Consider the following 19,946-nt stretch of genomic DNA (forward strand, 5'->3'; position numbering starts at 1 on the left):
ATTTTGGACCTCCGCTTTTTGGTTTAAAGATGATTGCTCATTACAATCTTTTATATCATGTTTTATTATTTTGCTTTATCAATTCCATCCATTCTAAAGACAGAATTCAAAGTACTATTGTTTTCACAAGTAACCCCCAGGTCTGAAATAAAACCATTTTCCAGGCTATAAGCCCAGCCATGTAAGCTTAATTTCTTACCATTAGCCCATCTATTTTGAACGATAGAGGTTTTGGTCAGGTTAAATACACCTTCAATTACATTCAGCTCCACCAATCTTTCACTTCTCTTCTTTTTATCCGAGATCCTATCCAATTCATGATAATGTAATCTGTAAGTATCTTTAATATTTCTCAACCAGTTGTCAATAATTCCATATTGTTTATTACCCATGGCAGCTTCTACACCACCACAGCCATAGTGACCGCATACAATTACATGTTCCACTTCTAATACATTTACCGCATAATCAAGTACACTCAGCATGTTCATATCAGTATGAACTACTACATTGGCAATGTTGCGGTGAACAAAGATATCTCCAGGGTTGGTATTCGTGATCTGGTTTGCAGGAACACGACTGTCTGAACAACCAATCCATAAGATCGGTGGCTTTTGTCCAGCAGATAAGCGCTCAAAATACTTAGGATCCTCCGCTAAAGTGGAGGCCACCCAGTCTTTGTTTCCTTGTAATAATCCTTCGTATGTAATTTGGTCTCTATCTTGTTTTTCTAATTTTGCGCACATAATAATCTAATTATTAATTTCTTCTATAATTTTACTGTCCAATTTTGGCACAGTATATTGTTTCTTAATGTTCTCTAATATCACTATTGTTCCTTTCGTATAAGCATTGTGCTTAAAGTTGAAAATGGTCTCCAATACGTCGGGATCGATATACCTAGAGTTTGTTCCATCAATAATGACATTTGTTTCTTTAGGGATATTAGTCAGCATCACCTGAATGGCTGCTTTGTTTAAAAATGAAACCTCTTCAGCTAATTTAATACGAAGATTTTTCTTGTTTCCTTCTTCCTGAATTTTGTAAAAGAATGGATTACGCATATTGGTACGCAACAGGTAGAAGATGGAGAATAACATCCCTACAGCCACACCTTTTAACAGGTCGGTCAATAATACCGCAATAATCGTGATCACAAACGGTACAAACTGGTCCCAGCCTTTATGGTACATATGTTGGAATAAAGCAATACGTGTCAATTTATAACCGGTTACCAATAGGATAGCTGCCAAACAGGCCAACGGAATCATATTGATCACACCCGGGATAAATAAGAAAGACAAAAGTAACCAAACTCCATGAAAAATCGCAGACATTTTAGTTCTTCCTCCTGCATTTACATTTGCAGAACTCCTTACAATTACGGAAGTCAGGGGTAATCCACCCAGCATACCACTGGCCATATTACCAACGCCCTGTGCCATTAACTCTCTATTTGTTGGAGAGACTCTTTTAATCGGGTCGATTTTATCTACCGCTTCAATACTTAGTAAAGTCTCCAAACTCGCCACTACAGCAATTGTTGCAGCAACTACCCATACTTTACTATCGGTAATGGCCTCGAAATTAGGCATAGTAAATAAGCCAGTCAATTCTGACCATCCATTAACTACCGGAATTTCTACCATTTGCGTTGCATTCAATGCGTATCCTGTTCCCTGAAATGCGATACTTAGGATAATACCCAAAGCCACAACAACCAATGGTGCCGGAATTACATTTACTTTTTTCAATTTCGGCCAGTACAATAGTACCGCAATAGATAATCCACTGATGATAATTGCAGCCAGAGTAAAATGACTAAAGGCATTTCCTATAGCAGAAAATGTATTTTGGTTGTCCGCCTGAAAAAAGCTTTCATCCCCAAAAAAATCTGAATCTACCCCTAATGCATGAGGAAGTTGTTTCAGGATTAAGGTCACCCCAATCGCTGCTAGCATTCCTTCAATTACACTGGAGGGGAAATAATTACCGATCATTCCACCTTTCAATAAGCCCAAGATCATCTGCATGGCACCTGCAAGTACTACTGCCAGTAAAAATGTTTGATAACCGCCAAGTTGACCAATCGCACCAAGCACGATTGCGGTAAGTCCTGCGGCAGGACCACTCACACTCAATTGAGAACCACTAAGACTTGCAACTACAATACCTCCTACAATACCGGTTACTAAACCGGCAAATAACGGCGCTCCTGAGGCCAGGGCCACACCCAAACATAAAGGTAATGCCACCAAAAACACCACAATACTGGAGGGCAAATCACGCTTTAAGTTCTTTTTTAAGATATACTTCTTCACTTCCAATCTTGAAAAGATTGAGTTACTATTTTGCATAAAACAATGTTTTAATTCTTGTAAACTAATTTAAAAAATTGCACAGCTATCCCTATAACGGATTTAGTTATGCGAATAAATTAGCACTGGTTTGGAGGAGGAGTAGGTACAGAGGGATGGAAAGGATCAACATGCCTCTTGAAGTGATCGATATAACTATTGCTGATACCAAAATGGCTAAGAACAGCATTAAAGTCCATCTCGTAATGGCAATCGATCATTTTATAATCCAATAAGTTCACTTTAGATTTACCACTATCACTGTCGGCACTATGCTCAACTTCGATCTGCATGATCACCAGTTGAATGCTTTCCTTTTGGATATCGCTAAAAAATACGGGTGCGCCAGAAATCATCATCTTTACACAAAAGATGCCTAGAAAGGTGAAAATGATTAAAAGACGGTATTTCCGTAATGACATTCTGATTATTTAGTTCATTCTTAACTGGTCAAAAATAGCTCCAAAAAAGCCGAACTAGCAAATTGTCATGTAAAAAAAATGTAATTTACTTCATATCTGACTCAAAAACAATGAATTAAATTTAAAAAACAAGGGATTCCATCGAAAAATGAAGCATTAACCGTAATTTAGGCGATTCAAAATCCTCTTATTTTATTCATGAGAAAATTATTACTATTCATCGTCATGCTCGTTCCTTTCACGGTTCTGGCACAAAGCAATAACGCCCCCTCTTCTTATGCCCCGCATGAAATTAACATCACCGGGTATCTTCAAACACAATTCCAATGGGCGGAATCTGCAGGAATCAGTTCTTTTTCAGGAGGAGATTTCACGAAAAATTCTGACTCTCGCTTTATGATCCGAAGAGGCCGCTTAAAGATAGACCGTGCTGATAAATATTCAAGTATTGTCTTTCAAATTGATGCCACACAAAATGGCGTACAATTAATGGATGCATTTATTCAGTTTCATCAGGAAAACACAAAACAATTCCTTTTTACTGCTGGATTGTTTAACCGTCCTTTTGGCCATTCTATTGTATATTCTTCTGGATACAGGGATTTTCCAGAGCGTGCAAGGGTGTTTCAAACGTTGATGCCCAGAGAGCGTGACCTCGGTGCTATGATTACTTTTAAGCCTGATTATAAGCCTTTAAGTTTTCTGACTGCTGATATTGCTGTAATCAATGGAAGCGGACTAACTGCTAGAGATTATGATTCAAAAAAAGACATTGTTGCCAACCTAGGCTTCAAATTTGACAGCCTTTCCAATAAGAAATTACACCTTGGTTTTGGCGCTTCTTATTATAAGGGTTACGTACGTAGTGACACAGAAACACTTTTTATCAGGAATGGCAATGGTTATGTAAAAGACACCAACCCAAGTCATGTGAATGATTATGCCAACCGCGATTATTATGGTGCAAACCTGCAATTACAATATGACAATTCTTTCGGCACCACCTTGTTTAAAGCAGAATACGTAGCTGGAAAACAGCCTGGGATTGCCGGTTCTGATAAAATTGCAGGTCCAGCTGCCAGTATGAGCTTCTCTGCTCAACCAACAACGGACCTTTATCTTCGTGATTTTAACGGATATTATTTCTGGTTAACTCAACGAATAGGAAAATCTAAGTTTAACGCGTTACTGGCATATGATGTTTATGATCCTAATGTTCATGTGTCTGAAAAAGAAATTGGTGCGCCGAACAGTAATACCACATCCGGAGATATTAAGTTCAGCACCTTAGGGTATGGCCTTACTTATATGATGAATGGACGTTTAAAACTAACCCTATATAATGAACATGTGGTTAATGATGATACACAATTACCTCAATACACTAAAGACATTAAGGATGACGTATTTACTGCGAGACTTCAGTATCGCTGGTAATTAGGATCTATTTAATAAATATTGCTATTTTACGAAATCATTATAGCGGAAATCAATCTCAGTTAAATGATGGCCTTAAAATCTACATTTAACTGAGATTGTGCTTTCCGGGCTAACCAAAAGGACAATCAACCATAGAAAAACCAAAATATTCTAATGAAAACCAAAATAGAGTTACTTCAGGATAAAGTTAGACAGGCTCATACCGGTGGTGGTGTAGCTAGAATCGAAAGCCAGCATAAAAAAGGAAAACTGACTGCAAGGGAAAGGATTCATTTTTTAATGGATGAAAACTCTTTTGAAGAAATCGGTATGATGGTCACTCATAGAAGTACCGATTTTGGTATGGAAAAGGAGATATATCTTGGTGATGGCGTAGTTACAGGATATGGAAACATCAATGGCCGACTAGTCTATGTATTTTCACAAGATTTTACTGTATTTGGCGGTTCACTTTCAGAAACTCATGCCGAAAAGATCTGTAAGATCATGGATATGGCTATGAAAAATGGGGCTCCAGTGATCGGCTTAAATGATAGTGGTGGCGCGCGTATTCAAGAAGGTGTTGTTTCACTTGGGGGCTATGCGGACATCTTTTACAGGAATGTACAGGCTTCAGGCGTGATCCCACAATTGTCGGCAATTATGGGTCCATGCGCTGGTGGAGCAGTATACTCCCCGGCCATCACTGACTTCATTTTGATGGTAGAAAACACCTCTTACATGTTTGTAACCGGCCCTAATGTGGTAAAAACAGTAACACACGAAGTCGTGACCTCCGAAGAACTAGGCGGTGCATCTACCCATGCCACCAAATCTGGTGTCACACATTTTGCTTGTGCAAATGAGCTCGATGCCATCAATCATGTTAAAAAATTACTGAGCTACATGCCTCAGAATTGTGAAGAAACACCTGTTCTACTTCCCTACGAAGCTGCGAATGAAGAACGTATTTCTTTAAATACCTTAATGCCTGTCAATGCCAATCAGCCTTATGATGTCAGGACTATAATTGATGAGGTGGTAGATTCCAGTAGCTTTTTAGAAGTACATAGAGAATATGCGGAAAATATAGTGGTCGGCTTTGCACGTCTTGCGGGAAGAAGTATTGGCATTGTTGCCAATCAACCTGCCTATCTTGCTGGTGTACTGGACAACCATGCTTCCACGAAAGCAGCTCGTTTTGTTCGCTTTTGCGATTGCTTCAACATCCCATTACTGGTATTTGAAGACGTTCCCGGTTTCCTTCCAGGTACTGATCAGGAATGGAATGGCATCATTAATAATGGCGCGAAATTATTGTATGCCTTTAGTGAGGCTACTGTTCCAAGGATTACGGTTATCACTAGAAAAGCATATGGCGGGGCTTATGATGTGATGAACTCCAAACATATTGGTGCAGATATGAATTATGCCTGGCCTACTGCCGAAATTGCAGTAATGGGTGCTAAAGGAGCTGCAGAGATCATTTTCAAGAAAGAAATCTCTACTGCTGAAAACCCGGAAGAAAAGTGGTTAGAAAAAGAAAAGCTATACTCAGATACTTTTGCCAATCCTTACCGCGCTGCAGAACGTGGTTTCGTAGATGAGGTCATTGAGCCTGCACAAACCAGAATAAAATTAATCAAAGCCTTTAAAATGCTGGAAAATAAGGTGGTGAATGCACCACGTAGAAAACACGGAAATATCCCTTTATAAGACATGAAACTGAGTCGTACAGATGTAATGCTCATGGCCTTTTGTACTGGTCTTATTGTAGCAAACATCTATTATTGTCAGCCATTGGTGATATTAGTCGCCCAAGAATTTAAGGTCACAGAAAGTCATGCCGGTATGGTCACTTACCTTACCCAAGCAGGTTATGCACTGGGTTTATTTTTAGTGGTTCCACTTGGCGACATGTTTGAACGCCGTAAACAGATCTTAATGATTACCGGACTGGCCGTCGCCTCGTTATTACTTGCGGCCATGTCTCATAGTTTTTTGTTGCTACAAATTGCAAGTGTATTAATTGGTGCAAGCTCTGTAGTTCCCCAATTGATCTTACCAATGGCTGCTAATCTGAGTTCCGACGAAAAACGCGGAGAAACTATAGGCATCATTACGAGTGGCTTACTCATCGGAATTCTAGCTTCCAGGTCCATTAGTGGCAGCATTGGATTTTTATGGGGGTGGAGAACCATGTATTTTATCGCAGCAGGTATTTGCGCTCTATTAATGCTTCTAATGGCAAAACGGTTCCCTTTAAGCCGCCCTTCTTTTAAAGGGACTTACGGTGAATTAATGGCTTCGATGTGGCATTATGTAAAAACACAACCTGTATTGAGGGAGGCGGCCATAATCAACTTCCTGGCTTTCGGTGTACTCAGCGCATTCTGGACCACTATGGTCCTATTTCTGGCCAATCCACCCTTCAATTTTCAAACCCTACAAATTGGCTTGTTCGGGATTGCCGGCGCGGCTGGCGCATTAGCTGCCCCATTGGTTGGTAAGTTGAGTAGCGGTACAAATCCACGTAAAAACATATTGATCGGTTTGATTTTACAAGTCATCAGCATTGCTGCTTTTTATTTTACTGGCAGCCAGCTTTACTTATTTATTACCGGAATTATTTTAATCGATATTGGCCAACAGGCAATCCATGTAACCAACCAAACGCGAATTTATGCATTAGTCCCGGAAGCTCGAAACCGCCTGAATACTGTTTTTATGTCTGTAAGTTTTGTAGGTGCTGCTGTGGGATCTGCGCTTGGATTATGGCTATGGGATAAAGGACAATGGCCTTTATTTTGCCTTGGAACCACGGCGATAATACTGCTCAACATTTGCATTTATAAATTTCACAGCAACAAAGTCAACCGCTAAATCCTAATGGAAAAAGTTCATATTGAACAAATCAGACCAGACCTTACCTGGCGAATCAGGCATACCACTATGTATCCCGATCAACCTTATGACATTGTAAAGCTCAAAAATGATCCCGATGGCTTACACTTTGGTTTGTTTGCCGGCGATCAGCTAGTTTCCGTGGTTTCCTTATTTAATGAAGGAACGATTTATCAATTTAGGAAGTTTGCCACCATCCCAGAATTTCAGGGTAAGGGCTATGGCAGTTTACTACTCCAGCACCTGATCAATTATGTAAACGCTTTAGGAGCCACCATGTTTTGGTGTAATGCTCGTAGTACAGCCATCCCTTTTTATGCAAAGTTTGGCTTTTCAGAAACTGATCAAAGATTTACTCAAACCGACTTAGAATTTGTCATCATGCAGTTACAACTCAACAATTAACTTGTTGCTTCCAGCCTAGTTTATATATTTGTTCGGGTAAAGCAAAATACAGCTTATTATTAAGTCTTAAAGAAACATCAAATGGCAAAAAAGAAAGACGATAAACAGAAACACGTTTCTGTAGTTACTAAAAAGTCACTCCAATTTTTTGAAGAATATATCAATAATCCATCTCCAACTGGCTTTGAATATCCTGGTCAGAAGTTATGGTTGGATTATCTGAAGCCTTATATCGATGAAAGTTTCATTGATAATTATGGTACTGCAGTAGGTATAATCAATCCTAAAGCAGAATATAGAGTAGTTATTGAAGCCCATGCTGATGAAATTTCCTGGTTTGTAAATTATATTACTCCGGAAGGATTAATCTATGTCATCCGTAATGGTGGATCTGATCATCAAATCGCGCCTTCAAAGAGAGTAAATATCCATACCGATAAGGGAATGGTGAAAGCGGTGTTTGGATGGCCAGCAATTCACACCAGAAGCGGGGAAAAAGAAGAAGCCCCGGCTTTAAAAAACATTTTCCTGGACTGCGGATGTACTTCTAAAGACGAAGTAGAAGCATTAGGTATCCACGTAGGTTGTGTCATCACTTATGAAGACGAATTCATGGTATTAAACGACCGTTACTATGTGGGAAGAGCATTAGACAACAGAGCTGGTGGTTTCATGATTGCAGAAGTTGCCCGCTTGTTGAAAGAAAACAAACAAAAACTGCCTTTTGCTCTATACATTGTAAACTCTGTCCAGGAAGAGATCGGTTTACGTGGTGCGGAAATGATCGCTCATCGAATTAAACCTCATGTAGCTATTGTTACAGACGTTACACACGACACTAGTACTCCGATGATCAATAAAATTACGCAGGGTGATTTAGCTTGTGGTAAGGGACCTGTGGTTTCTTACGCGCCAGCGGTACAAACCAATTTAAATAAATTACTGATTAAAACTGCTGAGAAGAATGATATTCCATTCCAACGTCAAGCTTCATCAAGGTCTACCGGTACAGATACAGATGCCTTTGCATATTCAAACGGTGGTGTTCCTTCCGCTTTGATCTCTCTGCCATTGCGCTATATGCACACTACAGTAGAAATGATTCATAAAGAAGATGTAGACAATGTGATCAGTTTGATTTACCATTCTTTATTAAGCATCGAGAAAGACCACGATTTTAAATATTCTAAATAAATTCCGCATCATCTGTGCGAATTCTAAAGGGTGTCTGCTAAAACCAGACACCCTTTTATTTTGCTTTTAATTTCCTATTTTTAGGAAAGTAAGATGAGCATCTCCAGCTCAAAACCTATAAATTTTCCTTTTATGAGCGATCAAACCCAAAGTTTTATAGAAAAAGTCAAAGCGGCATATCCACCCAAAGGGGCCTATATTTACCTAGGTGCTGGAATTTTAGAAGGCGAAGTACTGGCAGATGCCGAAGTAAACCTCTATTTACACATGATGAACCGTCATGGACTGGTAGCAGGTGCTACTGGTACCGGAAAAACCAGAACCTTACAACTCCTTGCAGAGCAACTTTCTGATGCCGGTGTTCCTGTTTTTATGTTAGATGTAAAAGGGGATCTTTCCGGGCTATACCAGGCTGGGGAAAGCAACTCAAAAATAGAGGAAAGGGCAAAAATGTTAAATAAACCCTTCGTTCCTACCGGATATCCTATAACTCCATATTCACTCTCGGGGAAATTAGGGGCACAAATGAGGGCAACCATCCTCGAATTTGGACCCACCCTACTTGCAAAGATCTTAGACCTCAATGACACACAGACAGGTGTATTATCAGTTATTTTCAAATATGCTGACGACAATAAGCTCCCGCTCATCGACCTCAATGACCTAAAAAAACTCATCTCCTACTTATCTGACGGTCCTGGAAAGGACGAAATAAAAGCCGATTATGGCAGCATCTCCTCTTCTACTTCAGGAACTATTCTTAGAAAAATTGTTACCATTGAGCAACAAGGATTAAGCGAAATGTTTGGCGAACCCTCTTTTGAGATAGAAGACCTCATGCTCAGAACAGATGGAAAGGGAACCATATCTCTTTTGAATATTTCAGATGTACAGAATCAACCCAAACTATATTCTACTTATTTACTCAGCTTACTGGCTGAGCTTTTTTATAACCTGCCGGAAGTAGGCGATCTGGATCAACCGAAACTAGTCTTCTTTATTGATGAGGCGCATTTACTATTTAAAGACTCCTCAAAAGCATTTCTAGAACAGATTGAAACCATCATCAGGCTCATCAGATCCAAAGGCGTAGGCGTCTTCTTTTGCACGCAGTCGCCAACAGATATTCCGGAGAGCGTACTCTCTCAATTGGGTAACCGTATTCAACACGCGCTACGGGTATTTACACCAAATGATGCCGACGCTTTAAAGAAAACAGTTAATACATACCCCACTTCTACTTTCTATAAAATAGATAAGGTATTGACCGCTCTGGGCACCGGGCAAGCACTCATCACGGTATTAAATGAAAAAGGGATACCTACTGAGGTAACGGCCACGATGTTGACCCCGCCTAAAGCCTTAATGGGGCCTTTAAATGCAGTGGATTACGAAAAATTAATCCAATCCTGTCCTATGAACAAAAAGTACGGAACCACTATTGATCCGGAAAGTGCTTATGAAATTTTAACCAAAAGGCTCAATGAGCAATTGGCTGATGGAGCAGCACCGACTGAATCTACAAAGGCGGAGCCCAGGCCACAAGGAAAAAGTATTATAGAGCAAGTAATGGGCGCGACCATCACCAGGCAGATTGGCAAGGAAATTGTACGGGGCCTGTTCGGAATGTTAACCGGCAGGAAAACCCGAAATACTGGAGGAAAAGGAATATTTGGGTTCTAAATCCATGGTATTCTACCTATAATTCGGGATATTGCTGTTTAAATTGCAAAAAACACCTATTATTTTACCTTGAATTTAAACATATTAATTATTTTAGTCCCATGAAACCAACCTTATTAATCTTAGCAGCTGGGATGGCAAGTCGCTACGGCAGCATGAAACAAATTGACGGGTTCGGCCCGAACAACGAAACTATTATTGATTACTCTATATATGATGCTATAAAAGCCGGATTCGGTAAAGTTGTATTTATTATTAAAGAAGAGTTTCTAGAGGATTTCAAAGAAATTTTCGAAGCGAAGTTAAACGGTAAAATCGAGACAGATTACGTTTTCCAGGACTTCAACATTAAGCAATTCGGTGTAGATATCGAAATTGAAAGATCAAAACCATGGGGAACTGCACATGCGATCCTTGCGGGTAGAACTGCTATAAATGAGCCTTTCTGTGTGATCAACGCGGATGATTTCTATGGCTTAGATGCTTACCAGAAAATGGTTAAGTTTTTAACTACAGAAGTTAGCGACAGCAACTATTCAATGATCGGATACGAAATCGGCAAAACATTGTCAGAATATGGATCTGTTTCCAGAGGTGTTTGTCAGGTGAACGAAAATGGCATCCTTGAAGAAGTTGTAGAACGTACAAAGGTATTAAAGAACGGTGACGCGATTGTTTTCGAAGAAGGCGACACTCAGTATCCATTAACACCAGATACACGCGTATCGATGAATTTCTGGGGCTTTACTCCTGCTGTATTCAAAATTACTGAAGAGTTATTCAGAGATTTCGCTGTTCAAAATAAAGAGAATCCTAAATCAGAGTTTTTCATTCCATTGGTAGCTGAATATCTGGTGAAATCAAGGATTGCTGATTTTAAAGTAATTCCTACTGACAGCCAATGGTTCGGTGTAACTTATAAAGAAGATAAACCAATTGTACAGGCTAGCATTGATCAATTGATCAAAGACGGCGCCTATCCATCAGATCTATGGAACTAAGGTACCAGATATAATTAAAACAAGAAAGGGATTCACAATTGTGGATCCCTTTCTTGTTTATAGGCATGAGCTACTAAATTTCTGACCATCGTACATTCAAGTCGCCTTCAAGTGGCATAAAAAAAGGTGTTCTGAATTAACAGAACACCTTTTTATTTTTAAATGAGCTTAACGCTTATTTTTTATCGTCTTTCACTTCTTCGAAGTCTACATCGGTAACGTCGTCACCACCTGCAGGCTGCGCATCTTGAGAAGCACCAGCAGCGCCTTCTGGTTGTGCACCATCTTGTCCTGCTTTGTACATTTCTTCAGAAGCTGCATTCCATGCATTCTGTAATTCTTCTTGAGCTGCATCGATATCAGCGAAACTTCTAGCTGCATGCGCATCTTTCAGTTTTTGCAAACCTGCTTCGATTGGCGCTTTTTTATCAGCTGAGATTTTCTCACCGAATTCTTTCAATTGTTTCTCAGTTGAGAAGATTAAAGCATCAGCACCGTTGATTTTTTCCGCTTCTTCTTTAGCGATTCTATCAGCGTCTGCATTTTGTTCTGCTTCTTCTCTCATCCTTTTGATTTCTTCTTCAGTTAAGCCAGAAGAAGCTTCAATACGGATTTTTTGCTCTTTACCAGTAGCTTTATCTTTAGCACTTACGTGTAAGATACCGTTTGCATCAATATCAAATGCTACTTCTACCTGAGGAACTCCTCTTGGAGCTGGTGGAATACCATCTAAGATGAAACGACCAATCGTACGATTTTGAGCAGCCATTGGACGCTCTCCTTGTAAGATATGGATCTCTACTGAAGGCTGGTTATCAGCTGCTGTAGAGAAAGTTTCTGCTTTTTTAGAAGGAATAGTTGTATTGGCTTCAATTAATTTAGTCATTACACCACCCATAGTCTCAATACCTAATGAAAGAGGAGTAACATCTAATAACAATACATCTTTAACTTCACCTGTTAATACACCACCTTGGATTGCAGCACCGATAGCTACTACCTCATCAGGGTTAACACCTTTCGAAGGCTCTTTACCGAAGAAAGCTTTAACAGCTTCCTGGATAGCAGGCATACGAGTTGAACCACCAACTAAGATAATCTCATCGATATCGCTAGTTTTCAAACCTGCATTTTTCAATGCTGATTTACATGGGTCAATAGTACGTTTGATTAAATCAGCTGCCAATTGCTCAAATTTAGCACGGCTTAAATTTCTAACCAAGTGTTTAGGACCAGTTGCATCAGCAGTGATGTAAGGCAAGTTGATCTCAGTAGAAGTAGTGCTTGAAAGCTCAATTTTAGCTTTCTCAGCTGCTTCTTTCAAACGTTGTAAAGCCATTGGATCTTGGTTCAAGTCCATACCATACTCGTTTTTGAATTCAGCTGCTAACCAATCGATAATTACGTGGTCAAAGTCATCACCACCTAAGTGAGTATCACCGTCAGTTGATTTTACTTCGAATACGCCATCACCTAATTCCAATACTGAAACGTCATGAGTACCACCACCACAGTCAAACACAACAATTTTCATGTCTCTCTGTGCTTTATCCAAACCGTAAGCTAATGCAGCTGCAGTTGGCTCGTTGATGATACGTTTCACTGTTAAACCAGCGATTTCACCAGCTTCTTTAGTAGCTTGACGTTGTGCATCATTGAAGTAAGCAGGAACAGTAATAACTGCTTCAGTTACCTCATGACCTAAAAAGTCTTCAGCTGTTTTTTTCATTTTCTGCAAAATCATTGCAGAAAGTTCTTGTGGTGTGTATTTACGGTCGTCAATTTCTACACGTGGTGTATTGTTGTCGCCCTTAACTACTTTATAAGGTACACGACCAATTTCTTTAGAAACCTCAGCGAAGCTGCTGCCCATAAAGCGTTTGATCGAATAAATTGTTTTTGTTGGGTTAGTAATTGCCTGGCGTTTTGCCGGCTCACCTACCTTGCGCTCACCATTTTCTGCAAAAGCAACAATGGATGGCGTAGTACGCTTACCCTCACTGTTGGCTATAACTACAGGTTCGTTACCTTCCATTACGGATACGCAAGAGTTTGTTGTTCCTAAGTCTATACCAATAATTTTTGACATGCTATTTATCTCTGTTTATGTTTATGAATCTTATTATTTATTTCTTATTATTTCTTGTTTAACAAGCAATGTGCCAATTGAGTTTTGGCAGAAAATTTTGCTATTTTCCAATCATAAAGTAATTTTCTGTCCGAATCTTGTTACAAAAATGTGACAGGATGACAGAATTACTGCGGCTTTTACTGGTCCAACTTCAATAAACGCTCTAAATGATGGTAGCCAATTCCAAAATAAGCTTTCGTCTCAGCCAACTTCTGCTTAATCTCTGTTTGTTTCTGTTCCAAGGCTTTACCTGAAAGCTTTGCTGACTTTACACCAACCACCAATACATTTTTTGGGGTATGCGCATCAGAAATAAATTCAAATACTTTAGTCTTATAGCCAAAGTATTCCAGAATCAATGCACGGATCGCATCAGTAACCATTTCTGCCTGGCGTTCCATAAAGATGCCATATTTGGTTAGCACCGAAACTTCGTTTTTAACCTTAGCTTTATCCATTTCACGTCTGACTTGTTTATGACAGCAAGGAGCTACAACAATTAAACTGGCATTGGCCTTAATCCCTTTAAAAATAGCATCATCAGTTGCAGTATCACAAGCATGCAAAGCGATCAGTAGATCAATTGCATCTACCTGATAATCCTGAATCGTTCCAGGTACAAAATCAAGCCCATTAAAACCTGAGCTTTTTGCGATCCCGTTACATAAACTTACCAGGTCATCTCTATACTCCACCCCTGTTACTTTCGTATTCAGTTTCAGTACCTGATGCAGGTAATCATATAAAGCAAAAGTCAGATATCCTTTTCCGGAGCCCATATCCACTACTTTTCTAATGCTATTTTCCGGCAATTCTTTAATTAAAGAACTCAGAATCTCTACATATTGGTTGATCTGTTTGTACTTATCCTGGGCATTTTTGAACACATTACCTTCAGCATCGGTGATTTTCAACTCTTGCAAATAAGGCTTCCCAGCAGGCTGAATCAGTCGCTTTTTCTCTTTGTTATGCGCTAATGTAGGCACAGCTTTACCGTCCCCGGTCAGTATTCTTTCACGAACTGCAATCACATGATTTTTACCATGCTCCAGTATCACTTCCTTTTCAGTGGTAAATAAAGTACAGGCTTTAAAATCATTACTGATAAAATGAGAGACCATGGTGATTCCCTCAGGAATAGGGAAATTCTTCACGATATCTCTGGTTTTGTTTCGATAGGTAAAAGACAGCATATCTGCTCTTTTGATCTTCACCCTGCGGACATAAACATTTTTTAATTCTTTATCATTTCCCTGATAATTACCCAGGGAAACTTTTAGAAAAGTATTCAAAGAAATACTTTCAGCGAGTTGTTCTTGAAAACGCTGTAACTGGAGTTGATTTGACATGAAATTGGATTACGCTGCAAAGATACCCTTTTGTAAAAGGAATAGTAAATTAGCTTTATGAAACAGCGTTATTTAATTGCCATGCTTCCACCAAAGGGGCTGAGTATAGCGATTGATCAAATTCGAAGGGAGTGTTCCCAAACATTTCAGATTTATAAAGCACTGAGACCGCCAGTCCACCTCACCTTAAGGTTTATTGGAAGCCTGGAGGAAAGTTATGAAGCACAATTAATCAGCAGCCTTAACGGGGCTAGAAATTTCAAACCCTTCATACAGGAACTGGAGAATTTTTCGGGTTTTCAAAATGCCCGAGCAGTCTATATAGCCGGCACAAAAAACAAGCAAATTGACCGTTTATACCAGCAGATAAAAGTCCTTACGAAATCCTATGGCAAGGATCTCCATGACTCCTTAACCCCGCATCTTACCATTGCTTACCGAGATGTTAACGAGGCCAAATATCAGGAAATATTGGATTACTATCAAAGTAAAACTTTCCATGCAATGTTCGAAGTGAATCACTTCAGCTTACTAAAGCATGATGGCAGTACTTGGAATGTGTTGAGGCATTACTATTGTCAATCAGGCCCGGAGCAATTAGAAATCCCTCTATAAAGAAAAAACCCCATCCAAAATGGACAGGGTTTTCCTTATAATGATGAGGGAATAAATTATTCGCCTTTATCTTCAGCTTTAGTTTCAACTGGAGCTTCTTCAGCAACTGGAGCAGCTTCAACTGTAGTATCGTCAGCTTTTTTAGCTTTAGTTCTACCACGACGTGTAGTTTTCTTCTCAGCAGATTCCACTTCTTTACCGTAAACTTCATTGTAATCAACCAATTCGATTAATGCCATTTCAGCATTATCACCTAAACGGTTGTTTAATTTAATGATCCTTGTGTAACCACCTGGACGGTTTGCAATTTTAGCTGCAACATCACGGAACAATTCAGTAACGATTTCTTTATCTTGTAAGTAACTGAAAACGATACGACGAGAGTGTGTAGTATCAGTTTTAGATTTAGTCAAAAGAGGTTCAACATACATACGCAAAGCTTTTGCTTTAGCTAAAGTAGTTTGAATTCTCTTGTGCTTAATTAACGATGAAGCCATGTTAGCCAACATCGCTTTACGATGTGAATCTGTTCTTCCTAAGTGGTTATTTTTTTTACCGTGTCTCATTTTGATTTTATTCAGTGTATACCGTCTCTTTGATGTTTATCTGAGGGAATTATACACGATTAACAATATTGTTATTTAGGGGTAGTATTGGTTTACTCTTCGTCAAGTTTGAATTTCGATAAGTTCATACCGAAAGATAAGCTTTTAGATTTCACCAATTCCTGAATCTCAGTCAATGATTTTTTACCGAAGTTTCTGAATTTTAACATATCAGCAACATCATAAGAAACCAGGTCAGCTAAAGTACGGATATCAGCTGCTTTAAGGCAGTTTAATGCACGTACAGAAAGATCTAAATCAACCAATTCAGTTTTAAGGATTTTACGCATATGTAAAATTTCCTCATCAACTTCTTTAGTTTCTTCTTTAGCTTGAGATTCTAATACTAAATTCTCATCAGAGAACAACATAAAGTGCTGGATTAAGATTTTCGCAGCTTCTTTTAGTGCTTCTTCAGGGTGGATAGATCCATCTGTAGAGATATCTAGAATTAATTTTTCATAATCTGTTTTTTGTTCAACACGATAATTTTCAATCGAGTATTTTACATTTTTCATTGGGGTAAAAATCGAATCGATTGCGATTACACCAACTACAGCATCATTGATTTTATTTTCTTCAGCTGGAACATAACCGCGTCCTTTATTGATAGTTAATTCTACCTCTAAAGTCACTGTTTTTTCCATGTTACAAATAACGAAATCAGGGTTAAGAACCTCGAAGTTGTTAGAGAATTTTGTAATATCTCCAGCGGTAAACTGATCTTGCCCGTTTACTAAAATGAAAACTTTTTCAGAATCACCAGAATCACCAACTTTCTTAAAACGTACTTGTTTCAAGTTAAGGATGATTTCCGTCAAATCTTCTACAACACCTTTCATTGTAGAAAACTCGTGAGATACGCCAGAAAAACGAATACTTGTAATGGCATAACCTTCTAAAGAAGAAAGTAAAATTCTTCTTAGGGCATTACCAATTGTTACACCGAAACCGGGCTCTAAAGGACGAAATTCAAATATACCATCGAAATCTGTTGATTTCTGCATGATTACCTTATCGGGTTTCTGAAATGCTAAAATTGCCATTTATAATGTTTTTAGATCGTTATTAAAATTATGTAATGAAATAAAGTGAATTGCCCAGAAGGCAATTCACTAAATATATTACTTAGAGTATAACTCTATTATAAGGTTCTCTTTGATATTTTCTGGGATCTCATCACGGTTAGGATAAGTTAAGAACTTACCTGACAATTCACTTGCATTCCAGTCTAACCAATTGAATTTATTGATTACTCTGCCTGCTACTGAATTAGTAATCGCTTCTAAAGTCTTAGACTTTTCGCGAACTGCAACAACATCACCAGCTTTTAATTGATATGAAGGAATGTTTACTACTTCACCGTTAACTGTTACGTGTTTATGGCTAACTAACTGACGTGCAGCTGAACGTGTTGTAGCAATACCTAATCTGTATACTGTGTTATCTAAACGAGCTTCTAATAATTGCAATAAGTTATCACCAGTAATACCTTCACGAGAAGATGCTTTGGTGAATAAGTTACGGAACTGACGTTCTAATACACCATAAGTATATTTAACTTTCTGTTTTTCCATTAACTGTACTGCGTACTCGGATTGTTTACCTCTTCTTTTGGAAGCACCGTGCTGTCCAGGAGGATAATTTTTTCTATCTAATACCTTATCAGGGCCGAAAATTGGCTCTCTGAATTTACGGGCGATTTTGGACTTTGGTCCTGTATATCTTGCCATTGTTCTTTGATTTAAAGTATCGTGTAGCCTTAAGCTACAGACTCTTAGCTTTAAAAATTAATAATTATACTCTTCTCTTTTTAGGAGGACGACATCCGTTGTGCGGAAGCGGAGTGATATCTTTGATAGAGGTTACTTCGATACCAGAGATCTGCAATGTTCTAATTGCTGACTCACGACCTGAACCTGGACCTTTAACAAAAACTTCTACTTTACGAAGACCTAAGTCAAATGCTACTTTACCGCAATCAGATGCTGCTTGACCTGCTGCATAAGGAGTGTTCTTTTTAGAACCCTTGAATCCCATTTTACCTGCAGAAGACCATGAAATAGTTTGACCGTTGTTATTTGTTAAAGTAACAATGATATTGTTAAAAGTAGCATTGATGTGCGCCTGACCAACAGGCTCAATTACAACAATACGCTTTTTGGTAACTTTTTTACTCTTAGCCATAATTCTTATTCAGTACTAATTTTATTTAGTAGCTTTTTTCTTGTTAGCAACTGTTTTTCTCTTGCCTTTACGTGTACGAGAGTTGTTCTTAGTACGTTGTCCACGTACCGGCAAACCTTTTCTGTGACGTAATCCACGGTAACAACCGATATCCATTAAACGTTTAATGTTCAACTGAACTTCTGAACGCAAAGCACCTTCTACTTTTACGCCGTCGTTGATGATGGTACGGATAGCCGACAACTCATCGTCAGACCAATCCTGTACTTTCTTGTTAAAATCGATACCTGCTTCCGTTAAAATACGTTGAGCAGTTGATCTACCTACTCCGAAGATGTACGTTAGACCAATTTCGCCTCTTTTGTTTCTTGGTAAATCAATACCTGATATCCTTGCCATATTTGTACTAAATGTTTGATTAACTGAATGAACGAGATTGAGTATCCTGTACATTCAATCTTCATCACAATCAATAATTTCTTAACCTTGACGTTGCTTATATTTTGGATTTTTCTTGTTAATCACGAAAAGTTTACCTTTACGACGAATAATCTTGCAATCAGCGCTACGTTTTTTAATTGATGACCTAACTTTCATTTTATTTATATCTATAAGTAATCCTGCCTTTTGATAAATCGTAAGGCGACATCTCTAATTTGACTTTGTCTCCAGGTAAAATTTTGATGTAGTGCATCCTCATTTTACCCGAAATATGAGCTATTATCTCATGACCATTCTCTAGTTCCACTCGGAACATGGCATTGGATAGTGCTTCTCTTATTACACCGTCTTGTTCAATTGAGGCTTGTTTAGCCATATAATATTGATATTTACTTAATTAGCTGCTACTAAACAGGGTTGCAAAATTAAATAAAAAAATTTAATTAATTACCTTTTTTTATTTAAAACTTCTTCAATAACTGAAAAAGTCGATAAAACGTCTGCTTTACCCTTTTTAACTGCCACCGTATGCTCGAAATGAGCTGATGGCCTATTGTCCTTACTGGTTACTGTCCAGCCGTCTGACCAGAACTTAACACCCGCTGTACCTGCATTGATCATAGGCTCTATAGCGATCACCATTCCCTCTTCCAGTTTAATTCCAATCCCGCGTTTACCATAATTTGGTACTTCAGGTTTTTCATGCAATTGAACCCCAACTCCGTGACCTACTAATTCCTTCACTACACCAAATCCATTCGCCTCCGCATGCGCCTGTACAGCATAGCCTACATCTCCGATCCTTGATCCTACGACAGCCTTCTCTATGGCAAGTCTTAAGCACTCTTTAGTCACCTCTACTAACTTTTGCTTTTCTGCGTCTATTTCTCCGATGGAGAAAGTATAAGCAGAGTCGCCAAAGTATTTATTTAGAATGACCCCACAGTCGACAGAGATCAAGTCTCCCTCCTGTATCACATATTCACCTGGAAAGCCATGAACAACCTGCTCATTTGGCGAAATACATAGTGAATACGGGAAGCCGTTATAGTTTAAAAAAGCTGGGATTGCTCCGTGGTCTTTGATAAACGTTTCAGCCAGGTCATTCAATTTTTTTGTAGTGATGCCCGGACCAATCACCTTAGCTACTTCAGCTAAAGTTTTAGATACGAGTAAAGAACTCTCTCTTATTAACTCGATCTCCTCAGGAGATTTGTAATAGATCTTAGACAT

Annotated in this window: 21 protein-coding genes; 8 read left to right on the plus strand and 13 right to left on the minus strand. The window is 38.8% G+C overall.

Annotation, left to right across the window (positions count from 1 at the left end):
• Positions 1-65 precede the first annotated feature (65 nt).
• The 3 genes from can to R2S10_RS23200 form a co-directional block, all read right to left on the minus strand.
• The gene (gene can / locus R2S10_RS23190; RefSeq protein WP_316842805.1) at positions 66-746 is read right to left on the minus strand and encodes a carbonate dehydratase; all 681 of its coding nucleotides are present in this window, start codon (positions 744-746) and stop codon (positions 66-68) included.
• 6 nt (positions 747-752) lie between these two features.
• On the minus strand, positions 753-2,357 hold the full coding sequence (locus R2S10_RS23195) for a SulP family inorganic anion transporter (protein ID WP_316842806.1): 1,605 nt from the start codon (positions 2,355-2,357) through the stop codon (positions 753-755).
• Between the two features lie 80 nt (positions 2,358-2,437).
• The gene (locus R2S10_RS23200; protein WP_316842807.1) at positions 2,438-2,779 is read right to left on the minus strand and encodes a hypothetical protein; all 342 of its coding nucleotides are present in this window, start codon (positions 2,777-2,779) and stop codon (positions 2,438-2,440) included.
• A gap of 198 nt (positions 2,780-2,977) precedes the next feature.
• On the opposite strand from R2S10_RS23200, the gene R2S10_RS23205 reads away from it, so the two are divergent.
• The 7 genes from R2S10_RS23205 (at position 2,978) to R2S10_RS23235 (ending at position 11,385) form a co-directional block, all read left to right on the plus strand.
• On the plus strand, positions 2,978-4,216 hold the full coding sequence (locus tag R2S10_RS23205) for a porin (protein ID WP_316842808.1): 1,239 nt from the start codon (positions 2,978-2,980) through the stop codon (positions 4,214-4,216).
• A gap of 156 nt (positions 4,217-4,372) precedes the next feature.
• The gene (locus tag R2S10_RS23210; RefSeq protein ID WP_316842809.1) at positions 4,373-5,914 is read left to right on the plus strand and encodes an acyl-CoA carboxylase subunit beta; all 1,542 of its coding nucleotides are present in this window, start codon (positions 4,373-4,375) and stop codon (positions 5,912-5,914) included.
• Between the two features lie 3 nt (positions 5,915-5,917).
• Positions 5,918-7,081, plus strand: coding sequence for an MFS transporter (locus R2S10_RS23215; protein WP_316842810.1), 1,164 nt, complete (start codon positions 5,918-5,920; stop codon positions 7,079-7,081).
• A gap of 6 nt (positions 7,082-7,087) precedes the next feature.
• Positions 7,088-7,507, plus strand: coding sequence for a GNAT family N-acetyltransferase (locus R2S10_RS23220; RefSeq protein WP_316842811.1), 420 nt, complete (start codon positions 7,088-7,090; stop codon positions 7,505-7,507).
• Between the two features lie 81 nt (positions 7,508-7,588).
• A complete protein-coding gene (locus tag R2S10_RS23225; RefSeq protein ID WP_316842812.1) occupies positions 7,589-8,701 on the plus strand; it encodes a M42 family metallopeptidase in 1,113 nt (370 codons plus the stop codon).
• Positions 8,702-8,833: 132 nt separating this feature from the next.
• The gene (locus R2S10_RS23230; RefSeq protein WP_316842813.1) at positions 8,834-10,384 is read left to right on the plus strand and encodes a helicase HerA-like domain-containing protein; all 1,551 of its coding nucleotides are present in this window, start codon (positions 8,834-8,836) and stop codon (positions 10,382-10,384) included.
• A 101-nt stretch (positions 10,385-10,485) separates the two neighbouring features.
• Complete coding sequence (locus tag R2S10_RS23235) at positions 10,486-11,385, plus strand: NDP-sugar synthase (RefSeq protein WP_316842814.1); 900 nt, start codon at positions 10,486-10,488, stop codon at positions 11,383-11,385.
• Positions 11,386-11,560: 175 nt separating this feature from the next.
• On the opposite strand, the gene dnaK is transcribed toward R2S10_RS23235, so the two are convergent.
• Together dnaK and R2S10_RS23245 are read right to left on the minus strand one after the other, a co-directional pair.
• Positions 11,561-13,474, minus strand: a complete 1,914-nt coding sequence (dnaK, locus tag R2S10_RS23240; RefSeq protein ID WP_316842815.1) for a molecular chaperone DnaK — start codon at positions 13,472-13,474, stop codon at positions 11,561-11,563.
• A gap of 179 nt (positions 13,475-13,653) precedes the next feature.
• Entirely contained in the window at positions 13,654-14,865 is a 1,212-nt protein-coding gene (locus R2S10_RS23245) for an SAM-dependent methyltransferase (RefSeq protein WP_316842816.1), read from the minus strand.
• Between the two features lie 57 nt (positions 14,866-14,922).
• On the opposite strand from R2S10_RS23245, the gene R2S10_RS23250 reads away from it, so the two are divergent.
• Positions 14,923-15,480, plus strand: coding sequence for a 2'-5' RNA ligase family protein (locus tag R2S10_RS23250; RefSeq protein WP_316842817.1), 558 nt, complete (start codon positions 14,923-14,925; stop codon positions 15,478-15,480).
• A gap of 56 nt (positions 15,481-15,536) precedes the next feature.
• Here R2S10_RS23250 and rplQ read toward each other — a convergent pair whose 3' ends face one another.
• The 8 genes from rplQ to map all read right to left on the minus strand — a co-directional run bounded on the left by rplQ (position 15,537) and on the right by map (position 19,946).
• On the minus strand, positions 15,537-16,046 hold the full coding sequence (rplQ, locus tag R2S10_RS23255; protein WP_316842818.1) for a 50S ribosomal protein L17: 510 nt from the start codon (positions 16,044-16,046) through the stop codon (positions 15,537-15,539).
• Between the two features lie 92 nt (positions 16,047-16,138).
• Positions 16,139-17,131, minus strand: a complete 993-nt coding sequence (locus tag R2S10_RS23260; protein WP_062550419.1) for a DNA-directed RNA polymerase subunit alpha — start codon at positions 17,129-17,131, stop codon at positions 16,139-16,141.
• A 78-nt stretch (positions 17,132-17,209) separates the two neighbouring features.
• The gene (gene rpsD / locus R2S10_RS23265) at positions 17,210-17,818 is read right to left on the minus strand and encodes a 30S ribosomal protein S4 (RefSeq protein WP_062550420.1); all 609 of its coding nucleotides are present in this window, start codon (positions 17,816-17,818) and stop codon (positions 17,210-17,212) included.
• 64 nt (positions 17,819-17,882) lie between these two features.
• Entirely contained in the window at positions 17,883-18,272 is a 390-nt protein-coding gene (rpsK, locus tag R2S10_RS23270; protein WP_041878538.1) for a 30S ribosomal protein S11, read from the minus strand.
• Between the two features lie 21 nt (positions 18,273-18,293).
• Entirely contained in the window at positions 18,294-18,671 is a 378-nt protein-coding gene (gene rpsM, locus R2S10_RS23275; RefSeq protein WP_062550421.1) for a 30S ribosomal protein S13, read from the minus strand.
• Between the two features lie 81 nt (positions 18,672-18,752).
• Positions 18,753-18,869 (minus strand): 50S ribosomal protein L36, encoded by a 117-nt coding sequence (gene rpmJ, locus R2S10_RS23280; protein ID WP_073232286.1) that lies wholly within the window; start codon positions 18,867-18,869, stop codon positions 18,753-18,755.
• Between the two features lies 1 nt (position 18,870).
• Positions 18,871-19,089, minus strand: coding sequence for a translation initiation factor IF-1 (gene infA / locus R2S10_RS23285; protein ID WP_008244555.1), 219 nt, complete (start codon positions 19,087-19,089; stop codon positions 18,871-18,873).
• 71 nt (positions 19,090-19,160) lie between these two features.
• Positions 19,161-19,946 (minus strand): type I methionyl aminopeptidase, encoded by a 786-nt coding sequence (map, locus tag R2S10_RS23290; RefSeq protein WP_187665847.1) that lies wholly within the window; start codon positions 19,944-19,946, stop codon positions 19,161-19,163.

It is taken from the genome of Pedobacter gandavensis (assembly GCF_032678745.1).
GTDB classification, from domain to species: Bacteria; Bacteroidota; Bacteroidia; order Sphingobacteriales; family Sphingobacteriaceae; genus Pedobacter; species Pedobacter gandavensis_C.